General features: G+C 45.8%; 16 protein-coding genes and 1 pseudogene. 5 read left to right on the plus strand and 12 right to left on the minus strand.

Going from position 1 to position 18,280, the window contains the following annotated elements; translation table 11 throughout:
- Nucleotides 1-11: 11 nt before the first annotated feature.
- The 7 genes and pseudogenes from BN2762_RS20680 to BN2762_RS20710 all read right to left on the minus strand — a co-directional run bounded on the left by BN2762_RS20680 (nt 12) and on the right by BN2762_RS20710 (nt 5,944).
- Nucleotides 12-1,526 carry a hypothetical protein gene (locus tag BN2762_RS20680; protein ID WP_055108756.1) on the minus strand — a complete coding sequence of 505 codons (1,515 nt, stop codon included), beginning with the start codon at nt 1,524-1,526 and terminating at the stop codon, nt 12-14.
- A 269-nt stretch (nt 1,527-1,795) separates the two neighbouring features.
- Nucleotides 1,796-2,305 (minus strand): annotated as a pseudogene (locus BN2762_RS26260) (transposase); the annotation flags it as partial.
- Between the two features lie 232 nt (nt 2,306-2,537).
- A complete protein-coding gene (locus tag BN2762_RS20690; protein ID WP_055108758.1) occupies nt 2,538-3,011 on the minus strand; it encodes a low molecular weight protein-tyrosine-phosphatase in 474 nt (157 codons plus the stop codon).
- Between the two features lie 115 nt (nt 3,012-3,126).
- Nucleotides 3,127-4,047: an aminoglycoside phosphotransferase family protein gene (locus BN2762_RS20695; RefSeq protein ID WP_230202557.1), complete on the minus strand. Its 921-nt coding sequence runs from the start codon at nt 4,045-4,047 to the stop codon at nt 3,127-3,129.
- Between the two features lie 98 nt (nt 4,048-4,145).
- Nucleotides 4,146-4,574: a VOC family protein gene (locus BN2762_RS20700; RefSeq protein WP_055108760.1), complete on the minus strand. Its 429-nt coding sequence runs from the start codon at nt 4,572-4,574 to the stop codon at nt 4,146-4,148.
- Nucleotides 4,575-4,621: 47 nt separating this feature from the next.
- On the minus strand, nt 4,622-5,368 hold the full coding sequence (gene map, locus BN2762_RS20705) for a type I methionyl aminopeptidase (RefSeq protein ID WP_055108761.1): 747 nt from the start codon (nt 5,366-5,368) through the stop codon (nt 4,622-4,624).
- 18 nt (nt 5,369-5,386) lie between these two features.
- A complete protein-coding gene (locus BN2762_RS20710) occupies nt 5,387-5,944 on the minus strand; it encodes a hypothetical protein (RefSeq protein WP_055108762.1) in 558 nt (185 codons plus the stop codon).
- 239 nt (nt 5,945-6,183) lie between these two features.
- Between BN2762_RS20710 and BN2762_RS20715 the strand changes: the two genes are divergently transcribed.
- Together BN2762_RS20715 and BN2762_RS20720 are read left to right on the plus strand one after the other, a co-directional pair.
- Nucleotides 6,184-7,164 (plus strand): glycoside hydrolase family 43 protein, encoded by a 981-nt coding sequence (locus tag BN2762_RS20715; RefSeq protein ID WP_055108763.1) that lies wholly within the window; start codon nt 6,184-6,186, stop codon nt 7,162-7,164.
- Nucleotides 7,165-7,329: 165 nt separating this feature from the next.
- The gene (locus BN2762_RS20720) at nt 7,330-7,971 is read left to right on the plus strand and encodes a DUF2306 domain-containing protein (protein WP_055108764.1); all 642 of its coding nucleotides are present in this window, start codon (nt 7,330-7,332) and stop codon (nt 7,969-7,971) included.
- 242 nt (nt 7,972-8,213) lie between these two features.
- On the opposite strand, the gene BN2762_RS20725 is transcribed toward BN2762_RS20720, so the two are convergent.
- Nucleotides 8,214-8,801: a TetR/AcrR family transcriptional regulator gene (locus BN2762_RS20725; protein WP_055108765.1), complete on the minus strand. Its 588-nt coding sequence runs from the start codon at nt 8,799-8,801 to the stop codon at nt 8,214-8,216.
- Between the two features lie 186 nt (nt 8,802-8,987).
- On the opposite strand from BN2762_RS20725, the gene BN2762_RS20730 reads away from it, so the two are divergent.
- Nucleotides 8,988-9,308, plus strand: a complete 321-nt coding sequence (locus BN2762_RS20730; protein WP_055110262.1) for a DMT family transporter — start codon at nt 8,988-8,990, stop codon at nt 9,306-9,308.
- Nucleotides 9,308-9,622 (plus strand): DMT family transporter, encoded by a 315-nt coding sequence (locus tag BN2762_RS20735; protein WP_055108766.1) that lies wholly within the window; start codon nt 9,308-9,310, stop codon nt 9,620-9,622. The genes BN2762_RS20730 and BN2762_RS20735 overlap by 1 nt, the downstream gene beginning before the upstream one ends.
- A 1,067-nt stretch (nt 9,623-10,689) precedes the next feature.
- Here BN2762_RS20735 and BN2762_RS20740 read toward each other — a convergent pair.
- The 4 genes from BN2762_RS20740 to BN2762_RS20755 form a co-directional block, all read right to left on the minus strand.
- Nucleotides 10,690-13,806, minus strand: a complete 3,117-nt coding sequence (locus tag BN2762_RS20740; RefSeq protein ID WP_187386566.1) for a hybrid sensor histidine kinase/response regulator — start codon at nt 13,804-13,806, stop codon at nt 10,690-10,692.
- A 177-nt stretch (nt 13,807-13,983) separates the two neighbouring features.
- A complete protein-coding gene (locus tag BN2762_RS20745) occupies nt 13,984-14,685 on the minus strand; it encodes a sensor histidine kinase (RefSeq protein WP_055108768.1) in 702 nt (233 codons plus the stop codon).
- Nucleotides 14,686-14,936: 251 nt separating this feature from the next.
- Complete coding sequence (locus tag BN2762_RS20750; protein ID WP_055108769.1) at nt 14,937-16,271, minus strand: sensor histidine kinase; 1,335 nt, start codon at nt 16,269-16,271, stop codon at nt 14,937-14,939.
- A 1-nt stretch (nt 16,272) separates the two neighbouring features.
- Nucleotides 16,273-16,959, minus strand: a complete 687-nt coding sequence (locus BN2762_RS20755; protein ID WP_055108770.1) for a response regulator transcription factor — start codon at nt 16,957-16,959, stop codon at nt 16,273-16,275.
- A 252-nt stretch (nt 16,960-17,211) separates the two neighbouring features.
- Here BN2762_RS20755 and BN2762_RS20760 point away from each other — a divergent pair, with 252 nt between their 5' ends.
- Nucleotides 17,212-18,264, plus strand: a complete 1,053-nt coding sequence (locus BN2762_RS20760) for a DJ-1/PfpI family protein (protein WP_055108771.1) — start codon at nt 17,212-17,214, stop codon at nt 18,262-18,264.
- The last annotated feature ends 16 nt before the right edge of the window (nt 18,265-18,280 follow it).

Here is an 18,280-nt window from a genome sequence, read left to right on the forward strand (position 1 = left end):
CCTCCCCATATTCATTCTATAGTTTCTCTTTTACTAATTGTTTTGTTTTCAAAACCAACTATCTCTTTTGAAATAACTGACCCTTGAAAAAAATACTCATTATTATAACTGATTCTTTGTTTAATTAACCCGTCTAAAGCAAAACGGAAGACATACTGCCAACTTAAATTAGAGAATGCATGTTGTATTTGATGTAATGATGGTAACCATTCATAAATATATCTACATTCATCAAGTACAATTACGTCCATAAACATTTCCATGTTTTTAGCTTTATATTTATATCTTTTAATAGCATTACTATTGTAATGAAGAGGGTAGGATAATTGATTGACTAAAACATCTAATAAAAGACTGCTATTAGGTTTATCTAAATATTGATATATCCCTTCTCCTTTATCGAATTGCTTCTTTAAAATTTCTATGTCACTTTTCAAGAATGAATCCTCATTTTTTATTTTGTAAAGAATATTTAAAGTTTCAAAAAGATCTTTCGGCATATCTCCCAAACCTGAAAAGCCTTTAATAAAAGTTCTAATTTTTTTATTGTTAATGGCATCACTATCTTGTTCAATTAACTTAATTAAATAGGAAAATTTAAGCAGTGAATTATTTTTTATACTATTGAGTTCGTCTAAATCATATTTAGTTGTCATTTTTGTAGGTAATTCTTTTACAATACTCCCTATATAACTTGAATTTACGAATCGTTGTATTGGTACTGCAAGAGCCGCAATATCAATGATTGAATTAGTTATTAATTCACTATAAAAGTTATGAAAATCTTCTTTAACCCTATTTTTTAAAGTTATGTACGATTCAGAATGTATTTTAGAATTATTATAATCAATCACATCATTTGGGAATTGCTTACAAAATAAATACTGTGTTATCATTTCAGAATATTCTTCTAATACTTCTCCTTTAGTCAAATCAGGACAAGCAAAATTGGACACTATTATTCCTGGTGAGTTCAATCTATGGTATTTACACAAGGTGGCAATAATTCTTAGAACTTGCTTCTCAGAAGCTATAGATCCGCAAGCATCAATATAAACAATGTCAAACTTTTTAGGGGTATGTACAAAAAAATGTTCAATTGATTGCTTTATTATCTTGGGTTGAGGGTAATCACTACCATAATTAGCAAGCGCTGTATTATAAGTGCTAGAATTCATTTCAAATGCCCAAATATTTTGAGGATGAATCCCTAATGAAATAAGTTCATTAAAATCATTTTGTGGTTCTGGTCCAGAAAGATAACATACTACCAAATCTTCCGGCCTTTTAAAACCTACACAAGAATCATGTAAGGTTTCCCAACTTTTCACATGGCTCATATCTATTTTAGATGCCTCATCTTTTTCCTTTGTCTCATCTAAACTCAAAAAATAATCAAGAATCTTTCGAACATATGACCTTTCTACACAACAAGCTTTATTTCTATTAGTCGTTAATAAATCTATAGAATAAAAAAACATTTTATGACGTGCATTTATTTTATTTAATTGAGTATATGTAGTCATATCTTCACCCTCAAATATAAGTAAATAAGAAAATTTTTGTTACAAATAACAAATTACTTACCATGAAGTATATCCCGATATTAAGTCCTAAGTCTATAGATTATTATGATATTAGGAAATATTGCTCACAAAATTTATATTGGGTGTTATGAAAAATTACTTTCTATTTATATAAAGACAAACAATGATTAAGTTAATTAAATACCCTTTTCCCTCCTAGTTAGATGAGATAAAGTAAAACATCCCCTCCGTAAAGGGGATGTAGTGTTTCCATGTGCTTTGCGGTCCTCCCTCACAGCCTCATTGAGTTCTTCAATATAGTCCATGGTTTTTTGCAGAACTTCCTGCTTGGTATAGTGGTGCTTGTTAGCATTGGCTTTTACGTGAGTGGAATCCGTAATAAGCACGCGCCCACCCTCCATTTTGTGCGAGATCACCTGAAGGACTACTTCGTCAAAAATCTCCTGGAAAATGTCGGTATCTTTAAACCGGGTCCGCCGGTTCCAGCTAATGGTGGAGTGATCTGGGACTTTGTCCGTAAGACAAGACCCAAAAACCAGCGGTAAGCCAAGTTCGTTTGAATGCGTGTTCCAACTGGCGTTCCGAGCGAATGCCATAAAAATAACCGAGAAAAATCATCTTAAACAACACGACCGGATCAACTGCTGACCGCCCGTTATCTGCACAGTAAAGAGGACGAACCTTATCATCAATAAAGGAGAAGTCGATATACTTGTCTACTTTCCGCACAAATGATCCTGCGGAGCCAAGTCTTCAATCGAAACGAATTCGTAGCTTTGTTGTTCTCCCGACTAGATCTCAGCACTCAAAACACCGTCCGTTCATAAATTTTTATTTATATTATACAGCATTAACGCAGTGCTGTATTAAATTAAATCCATATAAAGAAGGCTGTCGAGACTTTCTCGACAGCCTGACAGCTGTAATCGCAGCAGCTTTCCTCTGCTTCACCAAGAAATCCTGTCGATCCATCGTGCTTGCATAACAGGTTTAAGTCAAGCCATGCTCTTCCTTAATTTCGTTAAGCAGACGCCTGCAGCCCTCATCCACCATTTCGTATACCTCTTGGAAATTTCCTGTATAATACGGATCGGGAACATTTCCCCCGGCATGCTTCGGAACGAAATCAAGCAGCTTCTTCACTTCCACCTTGCGGTCATCCGGGAACCATTTGGTTAAGTCCTTGACGTTCATATCATCCATCGCAATGATGTATTGATAATCTTGAAAATCCGTAGAGGTAACCTGTCTGGCAAACATCCCTGCATCATCTATGCCGTATTGCTTCAAGATTTGACGAGTTCCTTCATGCGGCGGTTTGCCGATATGCCAATCCCCCGTGCCCGCAGAATCAACTTCGATTCGATCCGCTAATCCGGCTTCCTTCACCTGGCTGCGAAAGACGGCTTCCGCCATCGGAGATCTGCAAATATTACCGAGACATACAAACAATACTTTAATCATGACTACAACAATTCCTCCTATCATTCATCACACGTACAGTTTCTCTATTTATCGTTGAAGCTGACTAGGCGCACTTCTATTCACTTTACTAATAAACCGGTACTTTATCAATGTCCTACAGTTCCATCTCCCCTTTAGGCAGATACCAGCCCGGTACATGCGCTTCAAAATCGTTATACCATGCCAGCACCTTCTCCGCTCGTTCCAGCATAAGCGCTACTTCTGCTTCACCAAAGGGAATGGCCCAGTGAATAGATGAAATCTGGTTGCTCGCGATATATAATGCCATTAATTTAAAAAATGTATCGGGCACTTCGTTATGAAAATACCCGTGAATGCGGCCCGACGCGAACGACGCACTCTGGAAGGCACACCAGGTAATCCGGTTGAACTCCTCCCAAGGATCGCCGTAATCAAGCCTGTTGAAATCGATGATGCCAAGCTCGCCGGAATCAGTAATCACCATATTGCCGATATGATAGTCGCCATGCTGAAACGTCAACGGCCGCTGATCTAGCAAATATCGATGGCCTTCGATATAGTTAAGGACTTTGTCCGCTCCCTTTAAATGAAGCCCGCTGGCCCTGTAATTCGCGATATATTTATCAATCTTGGCATTATAACGCTCTGCCCAGGACGGGGTGTGGCTTGGCGCTGGAAATTCATGCATAGCTCTTAGGATTTCTCCCGATTTTACACCAAGCCGATATTGATCTGCTGGATTCAACCTGGTCATAGCTTCGGCTGCATCCTCTCCTTCGACCCAAGTGAACAAGGAATATACGGATTGACCCTGATTGCAGATCCCGAAATCCACGGGACGAGACATGAGAACATCCAGTTGCTCCAGCAGCCTTACAGCTTCGAACTCCTGCCTTTTCCGCTCATATTGCATTCTATCCGCCAATCTAAGCAGCAGCTTCCTATCGTCATGCGTCCGGACATAGTATTTTTTGTCGCTCGACCAGCCTGCATGAATCTCTCTCATCGATGTCCACGACTCATACCCAGGAATTTGACTGAATAGGTTAATCACTGTACACTCCCTCCTTCCAGGATCCAGCATGGGTAATGTGGCTGCCCTAATGATTTTCCATAGCTAAACATAATACGATCACTTAAATCCGTATAGTGCTAAGATTCCTCCACGATGTCCCATGCCGGATTCCAGACAACCTCCCATAAGTGGCCGTCCGGATCCAGAAAATGAGCCGAGTATCCGCCCCAGAAGGTATCATGCGGCGGGTCTGTGACGGTTGCCCCAGCCGCCAGAGCCTGTTCAATGACGTGGTCCACCTCTTCCTTGCTGCCCACGTTGTGGCCAATCGTCATTTCGGTCGAGCTGGAAGCCGCCAGCGGCACCTTGGCCTCGTGTGCAATATCCTTGCGGCTCCAAATGGCCAGCTTCAAGCCGGCCTGCAGCTCAAAAAAAGCCACGGCGCCATGCTCAAACTCCTGCCCGACAATGCCTTCTGTCGGAAAGCCGAGCCCGTCCCGATAAAATTGCAGCGACCTTTCCAGGTCGTCAACGCCTAACGTGAGAACAGTTATTCGCGGTTTCATAAATACGATACACTCTCCCTTATTGTCATGATCGTCCACTAACAGAGTTATTGCTGTGTTAAAATAAGCGGGCCGTTCTTAGTTATAGCAATCGTATGTTCATACTGTGCCGATAATTTGCCATCGACGGTTCTAGCCGTCCATCCGTTCGCATCCATTTGGCTCTGCCATAAGCCTTCATTGATCATAGGCTCGATAGTAATCACCATGCCTTCTTTAAGTCTTACTCCTCTTCCCGGGGATCCATAATGGGGAATTTGCGGCTCTTCGTGAATGGTGGCTCCAATGCCATGACCGGTGAAATCTTTGACGACCGAGAAGCCTTTGGATTCCGCATAAGTCTGAATGGCGTGGCCGATATCCCCGATGCGATTGCCAATACAAGCCTGCTCGATCCCTTTATACAAACAGCTCTCCGTCACTTCCAATAATTCTCTTGCCTCGTTCGAAACAGGTCCCACTGCATAGCTCCAGGCAGAGTCGGCCAGGCTGCCATTTAAATTGACAACAAAGTCAATCGTGACAATATCGCCATGCTTTAACGGAGCTTTCCGAGGATAGCCGTGGCAAATTTCATCGTTAATCGATGCGCAAGTGGCAAATGGATAACCCTTATACCCTTTCTGTTCAGCAGTTGCGCCATGTTTTTTTAAGTATTTTTCTACAAAATGATCTATTTCCAAAGTGGAAATCCCCGGCTCAATCATTTTCGCTATTTCTTTATGACAGGCCGCCAACAGCTTTCCTGATTCATGCATCAGTTGTATTTCTCTATCCGATTTTAATGTGATCATGGTCATTTCTCCTTAGTCTTATTTCATTTTCATTAATTCATCGCCGCTTGCTTTCCCATCGGAGCCTGCATCTTTAGTTTTCCGAAGAATGTAATGATGGCGATTCCGGCAATTTGAGCTGCAAAATTTAGCTACTTTAGCACGCGGATAAGGAATATACCAATCCCCGCAATGGATGCAGGTTAGCAAATTCAGCGACGGATTTTTCTCTATGGCTTCAAGCAGGCTGATGATCGCCTCCATGTATCTCCGTTTCAATTGATCCGGTTTGTCCACAAACTCCGTATGCAGCACAATTTGCCGCTGGGCTCGCTCGGTCTTGTGTTCTTCGACGAATAGATCCTCCATCTTTGAAACGAGGCTCACCTTTAAGCGGATCGCTTGATACGCTTCGAATATTTGATTTACCCTGTGCAGCAAGTTCCTTGAAATGACCTGATTGGAACGAACCGATTCAGCAAGAGTCAGCAGAACTTCTCTCATCTCCTGTTCCAGGCCTCCGCTCTGCATTTCATGCCGCTTGGCTTCGTTGATCACCGTCAGAAAATAATTCTCACGCGATAAAGTAGGACACATCAAACTCGCTCCTTGCCGTGTGCTTCAGATTAAATGCATTAATGTATTCAATACATTTATATCATTCAGTCGTTTGGGCATCAATATTTCCTTTGTTAGCTTTATACAGCAATTTCGGAATTAACTAAAGTTTTTTGGTGAAAAACAAAACATTCTCCAGGTCTGCTTCAGCCGACATTTTGATAAAATAAGGCTAACGGCAGTATTTTTTAAAGGACGCAACCAAGGAGGAAATCTCAATGACCAAGCCAGTGAAACAAAACGAGCCTTTAGTGACTCATATTTATACCGCAGACCCTTCGGCCCATGTATTTGAGGGCAAGCTGTACATTTACCCTTCGCATGATCTCGATCATGAAATGGAATCCAATGACAACGGAGACCAATACGATATGGAGGATTACCATGTTCTATCGATGGAGGATGAGAATTCTCCTTGCGTCGACCATGGCGAGGTCCTGCATTTACGCGATATTCCATGGGCCAAGCAGCAGCTATGGGCTCCCGATGCGGCCTATAAGAACAATACCTACTATTTGTTCTTCCCTGCCCGGGATCATGACGGGATCTTCAGACTCGGCGTAGCTACCAGCTCTTCCCCTGCCGGGCCATTTACGCCGCAGCCGGATTATATGCCGGGCAGCTACAGCATCGATCCAGCCGTGCTGGTTGACGAGGACGACAAGGCCTACATTTATTTCGGCGGTCTGTGGGGCGGACAGCTGGAGAAGTGGCAGACCGGCACCTTTAAGCCAGACGCGGAAGGACCTGCTGCAAACGAGCCTGCGCTTGGGCCAAGAGCAGCCGAGCTAAGCGAGGATATGCTAACCTTCAAGGAGACGCCGGTAGAGATCTCCATCGTAGACGAGGATGGCAACCCGCTGCTCGCCGGCGATGAGGACAGAAGATTCTTTGAAGGTCCATGGGTTCATAAATACAACGGGTATTACTACCTGTCCTATTCAACCGGGACTACGCATAAAATCGTATATGCCATGAGCAAAAACCCAATGGGTCCTTACGTTTATAAAGGGACTATCCTAACTCCTGTCCTTGGCTGGACGACGCATCATTCCATCGTGCAGTTCAAGGATAAATGGTATCTGTTCTATCACGACAGCTCTTTGTCCGGCGGCGCAGACAACAAACGCAGTGTAAAATTCACGGAAATCAAATACAACGAGGACGGAACGATCCAGACGATCGATCCTTATAAATAAACAGCAGCTGAAACAAGAAACGAGAAACGGGATCATGCCGCTTATCCATCATAAAGTGGAGCGGCACGATCCCGTCTTTATGTCTGTTGTTAAATTCTTCCCGATGCGTTATCATATTGAAATTGTACATATATAACTAGAATGCCGCTGTGAGGTCAATTTGATATGCTGAAAAAGAGAACGCTGTATTCTCTCGCGTTGGTAACGTTCGCCTTTATCCTTTATGTCGTATATTACAATTTTATTTACGATCCGCAAGCTGCGGGCTTTCTAAGTCATAAAACCAATCTTAAAAGGCCCTTGCAGCTGCCAGTTTGGCTGAACGTCATGTATGTTCATGTCATCTTCGCTTGCTTGGCGATGGCCGCGGGGATCATAAACTTCTCCAGCTACGTCTTCAACCGCTTTCACCGCTTCCATAGAATCAATGGTTACGCCTACTTCGCCTCCATCTTTATGGTCTGCCTTACGTCCGGTTATATGGCGCCATATGCAACGGGCGGAAAAATGACCAGCATCCCTTTCAATTTACTGAACATCATCTGGCCCGGCATGGTCGTCATCGCGCTGTACTATATTAAGAAGGACAACCTGAATCGCCACCGGAATTGGATGTTCCGCAGCTATGCTCTCTGTTTTACCAACCTGTTCATTCACCTGATTACCTTGCTTGCACGCAACGTCCTGGGAACTGATTATAAGACGGCATATATCCTCGGAGTATACGGCTCGATCACGCTGCTGCTTGTCCTCCCGTCATTGGTATTAGCCCGCAAGAAGAGCCCTTTATTTGAGCTTGAAGCCTAATGATAAGGCACCTTTAGGGGTGCTTATACAGGTTATGCATCTATGAAACGGCTTCACTGATTTCTACGTATAAGATTCCTATAATTTAACCGCTTCCCAGTTCCCATTTAATTTCAACCTGAGTCAATTTAATTTCTAAGCTTTGGAGAGATAGGCCGTCTTTGAAGCTCTCGATAATATATAACTCATGATAAAGCATGGCAGCGCAGCTCGCGCCAAGCTGCCCCCGCGCGAAGCCTTCCTCAGGCTCGGCAAATCGAATCGAGGTGGTAGCGAATCACGTCGATGACACGGCTGCGGTTCACCCGCTCAGGGTCGAGCAATGCATGCATGGCTATCCCGTCAATCAAAGCGTGCAGCCGCTCAATTTCCAACTCAAGGCTTAAGCCTTCCTTCAACCACCCTGTTGAATGCAAATAACCGACCATTTTTCGGAACGCCTCATACAGCCCGTCATTAATTAGTCCGACCGCATCCTTCCGATGCTTCACATGGGCCACAAAGGCAAACCAGACATCCATTTCAATTCGCGTTTCCTCATTAATCGGCACCATTTCAAGAAGCATCGCCATGATCATTTCCTTCGGCGGCAAATCCCGCTTCATAATGGCTTCAATGCGCGCAGTAGCTCTATCTTTGACCAGCGTCATCGCATAGACAAGCAAATCATCCTGGTTCTGAAAATAATGGCGTAATGCTCCAAGCGAGAGCCCCGCCTCCTGTGCAATATTACGCACCGTCGCCCCTTCCATCCCTTTATCCAGAATGACCTGCCACATCGCCTTAGCAATGCGCTCCCGTCGTTCTTCATGATCTACGATTTTTGGCATAAATTTAGTTTAATCAAAAAAGAGAACATTAGCAATTAAATAATACACTTGTATTAAATAAACTTATTGTGGTAGTATGTTTTTAAATAATACAACTGTGCTAAAAAAAAGGGGGAGAGAACTGTGATTTCAGATCAAAATAAAAAAAGCAGTATTCTAAAGCAAGGCCAGCCTTTAACAAGGGGGATGGCGTGGCTATTTTTGATTGCTGGGGGACTCATAGAAATTTATTGGGCTTCAGCTCTTAAGAGCAATTCGCTGGGGATTTTTACCTTAATTGCCCTTCTACTTAGCTTCGAGCTATTGATCAGAGCCACGAAGATCATTCCGATCGGAACGGGATATGCCATTTTTACCGGAATCGGTACAATCGGGACCATACTCGTTGACATGTTTTATTTTCAAGAGCCCTTTAGATGGGTCAAAATCCTGTTGATCCTTCTATTGGCAGCATTCATCATTGGTTTGAAAATTTCCGACGGCGGCGTGAAAAAGGAGGGGGCATAATGGCGTGGGGTTATTTGATTATCGCAGGGCTATTTGAAATTATCGGTGTCATCGGCGTGAAGCGGGTCGCTGAACGGAGCAATATCCTTAACAACTTGATATTATTCGCCGGATTTATCCTCAGCTTTACTTTTTTAACCAATGCGATGAAGGATATCCCTCTATCGACGGCTTACGCGGTTTGGACGGGAATTGGCACGCTGGGCTCTACTTTGATGGGAATATTGTTTTTTAAGGAGCCGCGAAATGCGTTAAGAATCATTTGCATTCTAGGCATTATCTTCACCATTATCGGTTTGAAGCTGGTGAGCTAATGGCCTGGCCTTCTGCAACGGGGCTGTCCACGAAGCCATCATAGATGGCTGAAGGGCGCCCTTTTTTCAGAAAGCTACCCGTTTTCTGCAGAATCAATTTTTGCGGAATTTATTTTTGCGGAGTCAATTTCTCCTTGCCTGCATTCCATTCTTTCGCTCATCTTATGTAAGCTGTCGAAAGCGAGCACTAAAGTCCCCTTCTTTGGCCTATGTTGTATAGCTGTCGAACGCGCCCCCATTCTTTGACTTCTGTTATGTAAGCTCTCGAACGCGAATCCCCATTCCTTGGCTTCTGTTATATATGCTGTCGAACACGAATCCCTATTCCTTGGCTTCTGTTATATATGCTGTCGAAAGCGAACAATAAATGGAAATCATGTATCTAACTTTGCGCTAAACGAATGTTTTAGGGGAATAGGTGGATTTTATGTGCCTAAAATCAAGAATCCCGCCCATAGTGGACAGTTCCCTTTTTCTAACGACATGAAATCCATTTAAAGCCGCTTTCCTGTCTTTGCCGCAGAAATTAACTACTATAAACCCATTTAGAACGAGAAGTCCGCGATTCGTGCTTGGCTAGAACGAGAAGTCCGCGATTTTATGCTCGCTAGACGAGAAGTCTTTGCGATTTATCTTCGCTAGAAAGAGTAGTCCGCAATTCATGCTCGGCTAAAACGAGAAACCCGTAAATTCATGCTCAGCGTAAAGGGAGGTGAAGAGCCTGTTTGGTCACATCAGTGTTAAAGACAAATGTACGTTCTATGCGCGAGAAGAGACTGTCCCAATAGGCATCGTAGATAACTGAAGGGCGACCCTCTTTTTCATTTTGTTAAACAAAAAGAAACCAATCCTTGGTGAAATGGAAGTGTCGAGCAGCCATTCCAAAAGGAGAGGTTTCTTTTGTACATTCAATATACTATGAATCAATTCTATTTACCCATGGATCTAAAAGAGGACATTCCCGCCAACTTAGTCTTACTTAGTCTTACTTAGTCTCACTTAGTCTTACTTAGTCTCACTTAGTCTTACTTAGTCTCACTTACTCATACTCCCTTAAGCTAATTCATCTAACATACCACAAATGACACTGTCGTCCCTTTGCCTGGAATGCTGGATATTTGTAATCCAGCGCCGTACAGCCGCTTCAAGCGGAGATCCACATTGCGCAGCGCAATCCCTCCGGCTGCATTCGCCTCCAGCAATTTGGACACGGCAGCTTCATCCATGCCGACACCATCGTCGAAAACGGAAATCTCCGCGAAGTCTCCCTGCTTTCGCAGCGTAATCCGCACCGTTCCGCCTGCGGCCCGCTTCATAAGCCCATGCCGGATCGCATTCTCCACAAGAGGCTGGATTGAATACGGCGGGATCCGCAGCAGTTCAATATTGCTGTCGATTTTCCACTCAACCTGAAGCCGGTTCTCAAATCTCGTCTGCTCGATAAACAAATAGGAGCGCACCAGCGTTAGCTCATCCTGCAGAGGAACAAGCTCCCCTACATTCTGGAACTTAAATTTTTCACGCAAATAATCACCAAAATGTTCAATCAGCTGCAGCATCGAATCGGGGTTGATCGTATGCAATGCGGCAATAGAATTCAATGTGTTCAGGAAGAAATGCGGTTCAATCTGCGCCTGCAGCCAAGCGGCCTCCATGCGAATACGTTCGCGGGTCGAGCTGGTCAAGCGTGTCAGGGCCCGAACTCTGGCCCGAAGCGCCCTGGCATCAACAGGCTTGGTTACATAATCATTCGCACCTGCCCAGAATCCCTTCTCAATATCCTCCGGGCGGCTGCGGGCGGTAAGCAGCAGCACAGGCAGCTCGGATACCCCATACCGTTCCCTGATCTTCCTGGTCAATTCGTACCCTGACATACCGGGCATCATAATGTCCGCAAGGACTAAGTCCCATTCCTGAATATGAATCAGCTCCAGGGCTTCAGCACCGCTCGTACACGTTACGGTCATATAGTCCTCGTTAGAAAGAATGGAGCTCAGGACATTCAAATTCAGAGCATCGTCATCCACAGCCAGTATACGCGGCTTGTCCTTAACGGGCAGCTGCCCTGGCTCCGGCAATTGGGCCTTATGTTCGTAAAGCTCTGGCAATGCCGCAGCTGCGGCCAGGTCTTGGGAAGCATCTGCTGCATTTGCTGCATTTGCTGCATTTGCTGCATTTGCTGCATCTGAAGCATCTGCTGCATTTGCTGCATTTGCTGCGTCTGCTGCGTCTGCTGCGCTTACTGTGTCTGCTGCACTCCTGCTGGCAGCCCCCAGCATCGCCCTTATCTCCGAGCTTCCATCCAGCTTCAGCGTAAAGGTGAATTTTGAACCCTTGGCGGGAGCCGACTGTACGGTAATGGTTCCCCCGTGCAATTCAATCAATTGTCTGCATACGCTTAGACCCAGGCCAAATCCGCCTTCATACCCGTTCATTGAACCAGCCTGCTCATAAGGCTCAAATACCCGCTGCTGAGTTTCTTTATCCATGCCGACACCACTATCCGCTACAATCACAAACACCTGTCCTTTATCGGTGTAAGCCTCTACGTATACCTCGCCTTGATGCGTAAATTTGACCGCATTATGCAGCAGGTTGAACAGGATCTGAATCAGGCGATTCTCGTCGGCAAGGACTTTGGGAAAATGCTCCGGAACCCGGTTTGTCAGCACGATCGGCTTACCGGCAGTCATAAACCTAATCATGTCCATTACTCCGCTAATAATCGGCTGCAAGGAAACGCTATTGATCTCCAGCCGCAGGCTGCTATCCTTCAATCGGGCGGTATCCAGCAGGTCATTAAGCATGAGAGACATTCTTTGCCCTACTTGAATTACCGTTTCCATCTCCCGGATGCTTGTGGCGTTTATGGCATTTCGCTCCCGGTCAAGCACGACCTGAGAAATATTGATCATGCTGTGGAGCGGATTACGGAGCTCATGAGACGTGCTTGCCAGGAACTCGTCCTTCTTCCTGTTGATCTCCTCCAGCTTCTCAGTCAGCTCTTTCTGTTCCGTGTACAATATAAAATGACGCTTGATCCATATGTAAGATAGCAGCAGCATGCCCAAAATAAGATCAAACGGATAAAAAATGACCTTAATTCCGGTGAATAAATAAACCGTCCACCAAATCATATGATTCACAAACGCTAAAAAAGCTAAAAATTGTATCAAACTTTTCCGGATGCCCCTCATCGCCATACGAAGCACGGAAATGATAAATAATACAATAATCGGCACAGAACATAGGAAAATCACATACTGCATAGTTTCATTATTTTGAGTCGGCAGCCAGGCGCTCAGCCCCAGTCCAAGGATCCCCGCAGCACCGTACGCACGCAGAATCTTGGTTCGCCACGCCTCCGGAAGCTCTATGCTCGCCATCTGCAGGATAGAATAAAAGAGAATTATAAGGCAAAAAAGCAAGAGCTTGAAGCTCCAGGCGTATGATATCGATAGCCATTGCTGCAATAATTTATCTTCGCTGCTATTAAGGAGAATGACCATGAAGACCAATAAAGCCAGGGCAAAATAAAACCAAAACTTATTTTTCTCAATAACATAGAAGACCAGCAAATAAGCAGCATGAATAATCATAGCGGCTGCAGTTAACTGCTGAGCCGCCAAGGAATACTGCTTCTCGCGATAAATGTTCTCATTCGTTCCAAATTTGAGCGAGCGGATCATTCCTCCGCCCCGCGGGTCGGTAAAGTTCGCGGCCTGAATCACGATCTCGATCATACCTTGTGCATCCGGCTTAAAGGTCGCAATGTAAGGAATATTTTGGGCCTTGTAATCCTCTGCGTTCGTCGCGGGATCGCCGGAGCTGGCAATGAGTTTCCCGTTCACGTACAGCTGGGATGCACTGCGAATACTCGGAACATAGATGCTGTATACTTCATCTGTGGAATTGACCAGAACCTGCAGCCGGTAGCTTCCGAATCCATATGGAGTCGGTGCATCCGGCCGTAAGTGCGGGCTCCAGTCCGAGGGAACCTCTATTCCTTGGGGGGAGTGCTCTGGCGAATCCTGATCGGATCCGGCGGACAGCAAGAAAACACCCGGATAGAATTCCCACTCCCCATCCAGCGTTACCGTCTTCCAGTCTGCCTCCTCCCAGTTCTGCAAATCGAGCAGCCCGTTCACTGCATAGGGCTGCCCGGACGGCTTGAACAACTCCATCCAAAGGAGACGACCAGTCGTTATAATTGAAATAAAGAGTACAACAGCAATAAAAACAGGAGCCTTTTTCATAGTAATATAAAGATTCGACAGTTTTCGTGATATCCCTTTTCATAGTCCTTTATTTTAATTATATTGCTTTGGCCTTCTTCATCTTTCAGCAGCCCCCCTAACCTTCTATGTAGGCTCTGTTGCAGGGCTTGGCATGACAGGAATTTTGACGACAAACGCTTTGCTGTTCCCGTTCTCTGAATCTATATATATGATCCCTTGGTGAAAATCCACGATTTTCTTGACGATGGACAAACCTAAGCCATTGCCTTCTATATTTCGGTCTCTAGCCCGATCCGCTTTGAAAAATCGCTTAAATATTCGCTCTCGATCTTCAGGCGGCACTGCAGGGCCATTATCATAAAAACGGATCTCTGCCTGATCCTTGTCCGCCAGCAGCTCGATTATAATCCTTCCATCGGCAGGAGCGAACTTAATCGCATTCGACATAAGATTGATCCACACCTGGTTCAGAAGCTCCTCATCCGCATAAACCATCGTTCGAGCCCCTATCATCTCTACCTCGAGCTGTTTATCCGACCAAAGCGGCTCAAAGGTGAGGACTGTTCTCCGAATCTGCTCAGCTAGGTCGAAGTATGCCGGATTAATCGCGTATCTCTCCGATTCCAGCGCAGCCAAGCGGAGTAAATTATCGCTTAACCGCGATAAGCGTTCACTCTCCTGGATGATAATTTGAAGGGCTCGCGAGCGCTCCGAGTCTTGAAGCGACCCTCCAAGAAGTATGGCGGAGAAGCCTTTCATTAAGGTGAGCGGGGATTGGAATTCATGGGATACGTTAGCGACAAACTCCTGCCGTTCCCGGTCCAACTGCCCCAGCTCTGTTTAAGAAAGGAGGAGAATCAACATGCAGTTTTCCAAAAGCACCGATTACAAAAGGATTCTATTTGCTGTCGGAATGAAAGATCGGACGCTGGGCATCCCAGGACTAGCCGAAGTCTATGGGATCTAATCTGGAGGCCTGGAAGCCAAACGGATGTAGATATGACGATGCGGAGTTCACGTCTTGCCGCCCGGCAAAGGCGTCCCCTATTGCAAACCGCTTAATAGGCCTTATCCTATTAAGCGGTTGCTGAAGGGATCCAGCCTGACAGAAGGGCTCCCTGGTCGGGATGGTTGCCTGCGGCAAGCTCGCCTCCGTGCTGCTTAATAATTCTCTGTGAGATGGATAACCCTAATCCGGCTCCTCCTGTTGATCGATTTCTGGAGGCTTCTCCCCGATATAGCGGTTCAAATACATGCCCCAATTCATCTGAAGCAAAACCTGGGCCTGTATCATGAATCGTAAAAATTACTTTATGCTCATCCTTCTCGCATTGAACGAGAATCTTACCATCGGAAGGTGTATGTCTAACCGCATTATCCATAATATTGTTTAAGGCTCTCTCCAATAAATGCGCATCGCCTATAACGCGCAAATCATCTGCAGAACAGTTCATGATTACAGAGATGTCCTTTTGCTGGGCTAGCGGCCTTAGGTTATCAACCGCTTTTTGCAAAATAAACCCTAGGTCAAGCGTGCTTCTGTTCAGCTCCGCTTCCAGATATTCAACCTTCGTAAATGTGAACAGGTCCTCGACCAGCCTGTCTAACTGCGCTGATTTTTCCTTGCAGGCCGCCAAATATTTAGCCAATTTATCCGGGGAATCTGCAATGCCTTGTTCTATGCCGTCTAAATAACCCCGCAAAGCAAACAACGGTGTCCTTAAATCATGTGCGACGGCAGCAATCACGAATCGGCGTTCTTCTTCCATTTCCAGTTGTTTCTGAAAAGATTGCTGCAGTCCCTCCACCATCACTTCGAAACCATTGCGTACTTCGGCAATTTCCGTAATTCTGAATGAGGGCAGCTGCTGAATCTCCCAATCTCCGGAGGCCAGTTGCCGGGCAGCCCTGCTCATTCTGTCGAGGGGTTTGAGAATCAGCCTCCGCATTGCGACAGCGACTATCATAACAGCCAGCAACAGCCCCGAAACAACCGCAATCATCGAAACCGCTTTTGAACTGGGCAGATAAATGACGACTCGGCCAAGCACTTGACCATCTCCGATCATGGAGAACTGTTCGGACGATTGCCATGCCCTTTCTCGTCCCGGCTGGGATCGGTAAATTTCCTGATCAGAGGCATTCAGAATGACCGCATCTAATTTCGCTTCCCGTAAAAGAGTTTGCAGCTCGTTTTGCCAGATAGGATCCGTCCAGTTGTCCGCATGAGTTCCGATCAGATGGATTATCTCAGATACTCTTTTTTGTATCCTCTGTTTTTGAAGCTGATTGCCGCCCAAGCTCAAAGTGTTTGTTTGCAAGAAATGTGCCGTTAAGAAAAAGATCCAGGGCACTAAAAGTATGAATAACAAGCCAAGCATTGTGAATGTACGAATGTGAACAGTCCTCATATCATCCTCCCTCGAACCGGTAGCCCACGCCCCACACATTAATCAAGTATTTAGGGTGATTCGGATCAGCCTCGATCTTCTCCCGGAGCCGGCTAAGATGAACGCGAATGGTGTGCTTATCGCCCACGCCGTCCCAGAATTTCTGAAGCAATTGATCATACGAGAAAACATGCCGCGGATGCTCGGCAAACAGTCTCAACAGCTCAAATTCCTTAGGTGTCAGCGAGATGCTCTGCCCCTCTACTGATACTTCCCGCGTGGATAGATTGATTGCAAGGCGTCCATAGTCCAGAATCGCTCTGCTGACCACCTGCTGAGGGCCGGTACGCCGCAATACGGCTTTCACCCTGGCAACAATCTCCCCAACGGAGGCCGTTTTGACAATATAATCGTCGCCGCCCAGCGTCAATCCTCGGATCTTGTCTATATCATCACTGCGCGCGCTCAAGAACAGGATAGGAACGCTGCTTTCCGCGCGTATTCGCCTGCATAATTCAAAACCATCCAGTCCCGGCATCATGATGTCAACAATCATGCAGTCAATCGCACTCCGCCGGAACTCGGCAAGCGCTTGTGCCGCATCGCAGGCGGTTTCGACTTGAAAGTTATCATGCTCCAAAAAATCCTTCATAAGCTCGACAATGCTCTCATCGTCATCCACGACCAAAATCGTTTTCAGTTCATTCATTGAGTATTCCACCTTTAAGCTTGTGATCTATCCTATAGAAGATAGAGGAAGATAAAAATAGAGATCGTTCTCATGGAATTCGAAATAAGTTTATCATTTTTTTGATTCAAAAAACCAAACCTTACGTTTTGTGATGAATTGTTTATTGTTTTGTGACTTTTTCATAGCCGGGTTCGAGATATTTGATTGGTATGATCCTGTTATGTTGCAGCCAATACAAACTAAACTGATGTGGTAAAAGGAGAATGGTTCATGCTATCCGTTCAAATTGTATTATTTGATGGTTTTGATCTTTTAGATGCCACTGCGCCTTACGAGGTGTTCTGCGCTGCCGAAATGTTTGCAGGCGGAGCACTTAACGTTGAATTCGTTACGGCCGAAGGGCCACGACCCGTGCCAAGCGGCACGAACGGGTTAATCATTGAGGCCAGCGGCCAGCTGAAGCCGGATAGGGCGGGAATCCTTCTCGTCCCTGGCGCATCTGGAGATGTCGACGGGGATAGGCCCGATTCCGTGCCGGCTATTTTGGTCCGGGCAAGGAATACGGCATTAACCCGACTGATCCGGGAGGCGTTTTTGCAGCAAGATGTCGTAGTTGCTACCGTATGCGGCGGCTCCCTGCTGTTAGCCATGGGAGGCTTGCTGGAAGGCAGATCGGCTGTTACCCATCGTTTGGGCATGGATCTGCTCGGATCGACCGGCGCTATTCCCATCCAGGCCCGCGTTGTCGATGACGGCAATCTGGTTACAGGCGGAGGCGTAACATCCGGGCTCGATGTAGCTCTGCATCTGGTAGAACGCGAGCTTGGGCCGCGTATCGCCCATGCAGTAGAGGAACTGTTTGAATTCGAACGGAGAGGAACCGTTTGGCGAGAGATTGGCATGGCGCCAAGGACTGAAAAGGAATTAAGCAGCAACGATCCAAACGCTTCGGGCACGCTGCCAACGCCGGGGACGCCTACAGAGACGGCGGCATTGGAGAATCGGCATAATACTGCCCAGGCATCTGCTTTTGACGGAGATTGGGATACAACCATCGCAACGCCTGTCGGGAAAATACAGGTCAGGCTTTCGATTTCAACCCGAAATGGGATCACTCAGGGGACAGCCACGCAAGGAGATGAAACGGTAGCGTTTATGAATCCCTTGCTTCAGGGCGACAAGCTTGCCTGGTCGCTCCAAATCTCCAAACCGATGAGATTGAACCTGAGATTTGAAGTGGCTGCCGAAAGAAATCTAATGACCGGATTCGCCAAAGCTGGCGTACTGCCGGGGTCTAAATTAACGGGAATACGGGTTTCCTGAACCGATGGGGGATTTT

Origin of the sequence: Paenibacillus ihumii (assembly GCF_001403875.1) — a bacterium.
Classification (GTDB): Bacteria; Bacillota; Bacilli; order Paenibacillales; family Paenibacillaceae; genus Fontibacillus; species Fontibacillus ihumii.

What these genes read in the sequence shown, in the direction of transcription:
- BN2762_RS20680 (WP_055108756.1), bottom strand. Translation starts at nt 1,526, where the DNA reads ATGACTACATATACTCAATTAAATAAAATAAATGCACGTCATAAAATG.
- BN2762_RS20690 (WP_055108758.1), bottom strand. Translation starts at nt 3,011, where the DNA reads ATGATTAAAGTATTGTTTGTATGTCTCGGTAATATTTGCAGATCTCCG.
- BN2762_RS20700 (WP_055108760.1), bottom strand. Translation starts at nt 4,574, where the DNA reads ATGAAACCGCGAATAACTGTTCTCACGTTAGGCGTTGACGACCTGGAA.
- map (WP_055108761.1), bottom strand. Translation starts at nt 5,368, where the DNA reads ATGATCACATTAAAATCGGATAGAGAAATACAACTGATGCATGAATCA.
- BN2762_RS20710 (WP_055108762.1), bottom strand. Translation starts at nt 5,944, where the DNA reads ATGTGTCCTACTTTATCGCGTGAGAATTATTTTCTGACGGTGATCAAC.
- BN2762_RS20715 (WP_055108763.1), top strand. Translation starts at nt 6,184, where the DNA reads ATGACCAAGCCAGTGAAACAAAACGAGCCTTTAGTGACTCATATTTAT.
- BN2762_RS20720 (WP_055108764.1), top strand. Translation starts at nt 7,330, where the DNA reads ATGCTGAAAAAGAGAACGCTGTATTCTCTCGCGTTGGTAACGTTCGCC.
- BN2762_RS20725 (WP_055108765.1), bottom strand. Translation starts at nt 8,801, where the DNA reads ATGCCAAAAATCGTAGATCATGAAGAACGACGGGAGCGCATTGCTAAG.
- BN2762_RS20730 (WP_055110262.1), top strand. Translation starts at nt 8,988, where the DNA reads ATGGCGTGGCTATTTTTGATTGCTGGGGGACTCATAGAAATTTATTGG.
- BN2762_RS20735 (WP_055108766.1), top strand. Translation starts at nt 9,308, where the DNA reads ATGGCGTGGGGTTATTTGATTATCGCAGGGCTATTTGAAATTATCGGT.
- BN2762_RS20740 (WP_187386566.1), bottom strand. Translation starts at nt 13,806, where the DNA reads ATGGAGTTGTTCAAGCCGTCCGGGCAGCCCTATGCAGTGAACGGGCTG.
- BN2762_RS20750 (WP_055108769.1), bottom strand. Translation starts at nt 16,271, where the DNA reads ATGAGGACTGTTCACATTCGTACATTCACAATGCTTGGCTTGTTATTC.
- BN2762_RS20755 (WP_055108770.1), bottom strand. Translation starts at nt 16,959, where the DNA reads ATGAATGAACTGAAAACGATTTTGGTCGTGGATGACGATGAGAGCATT.
- BN2762_RS20760 (WP_055108771.1), top strand. Translation starts at nt 17,212, where the DNA reads ATGCTATCCGTTCAAATTGTATTATTTGATGGTTTTGATCTTTTAGAT.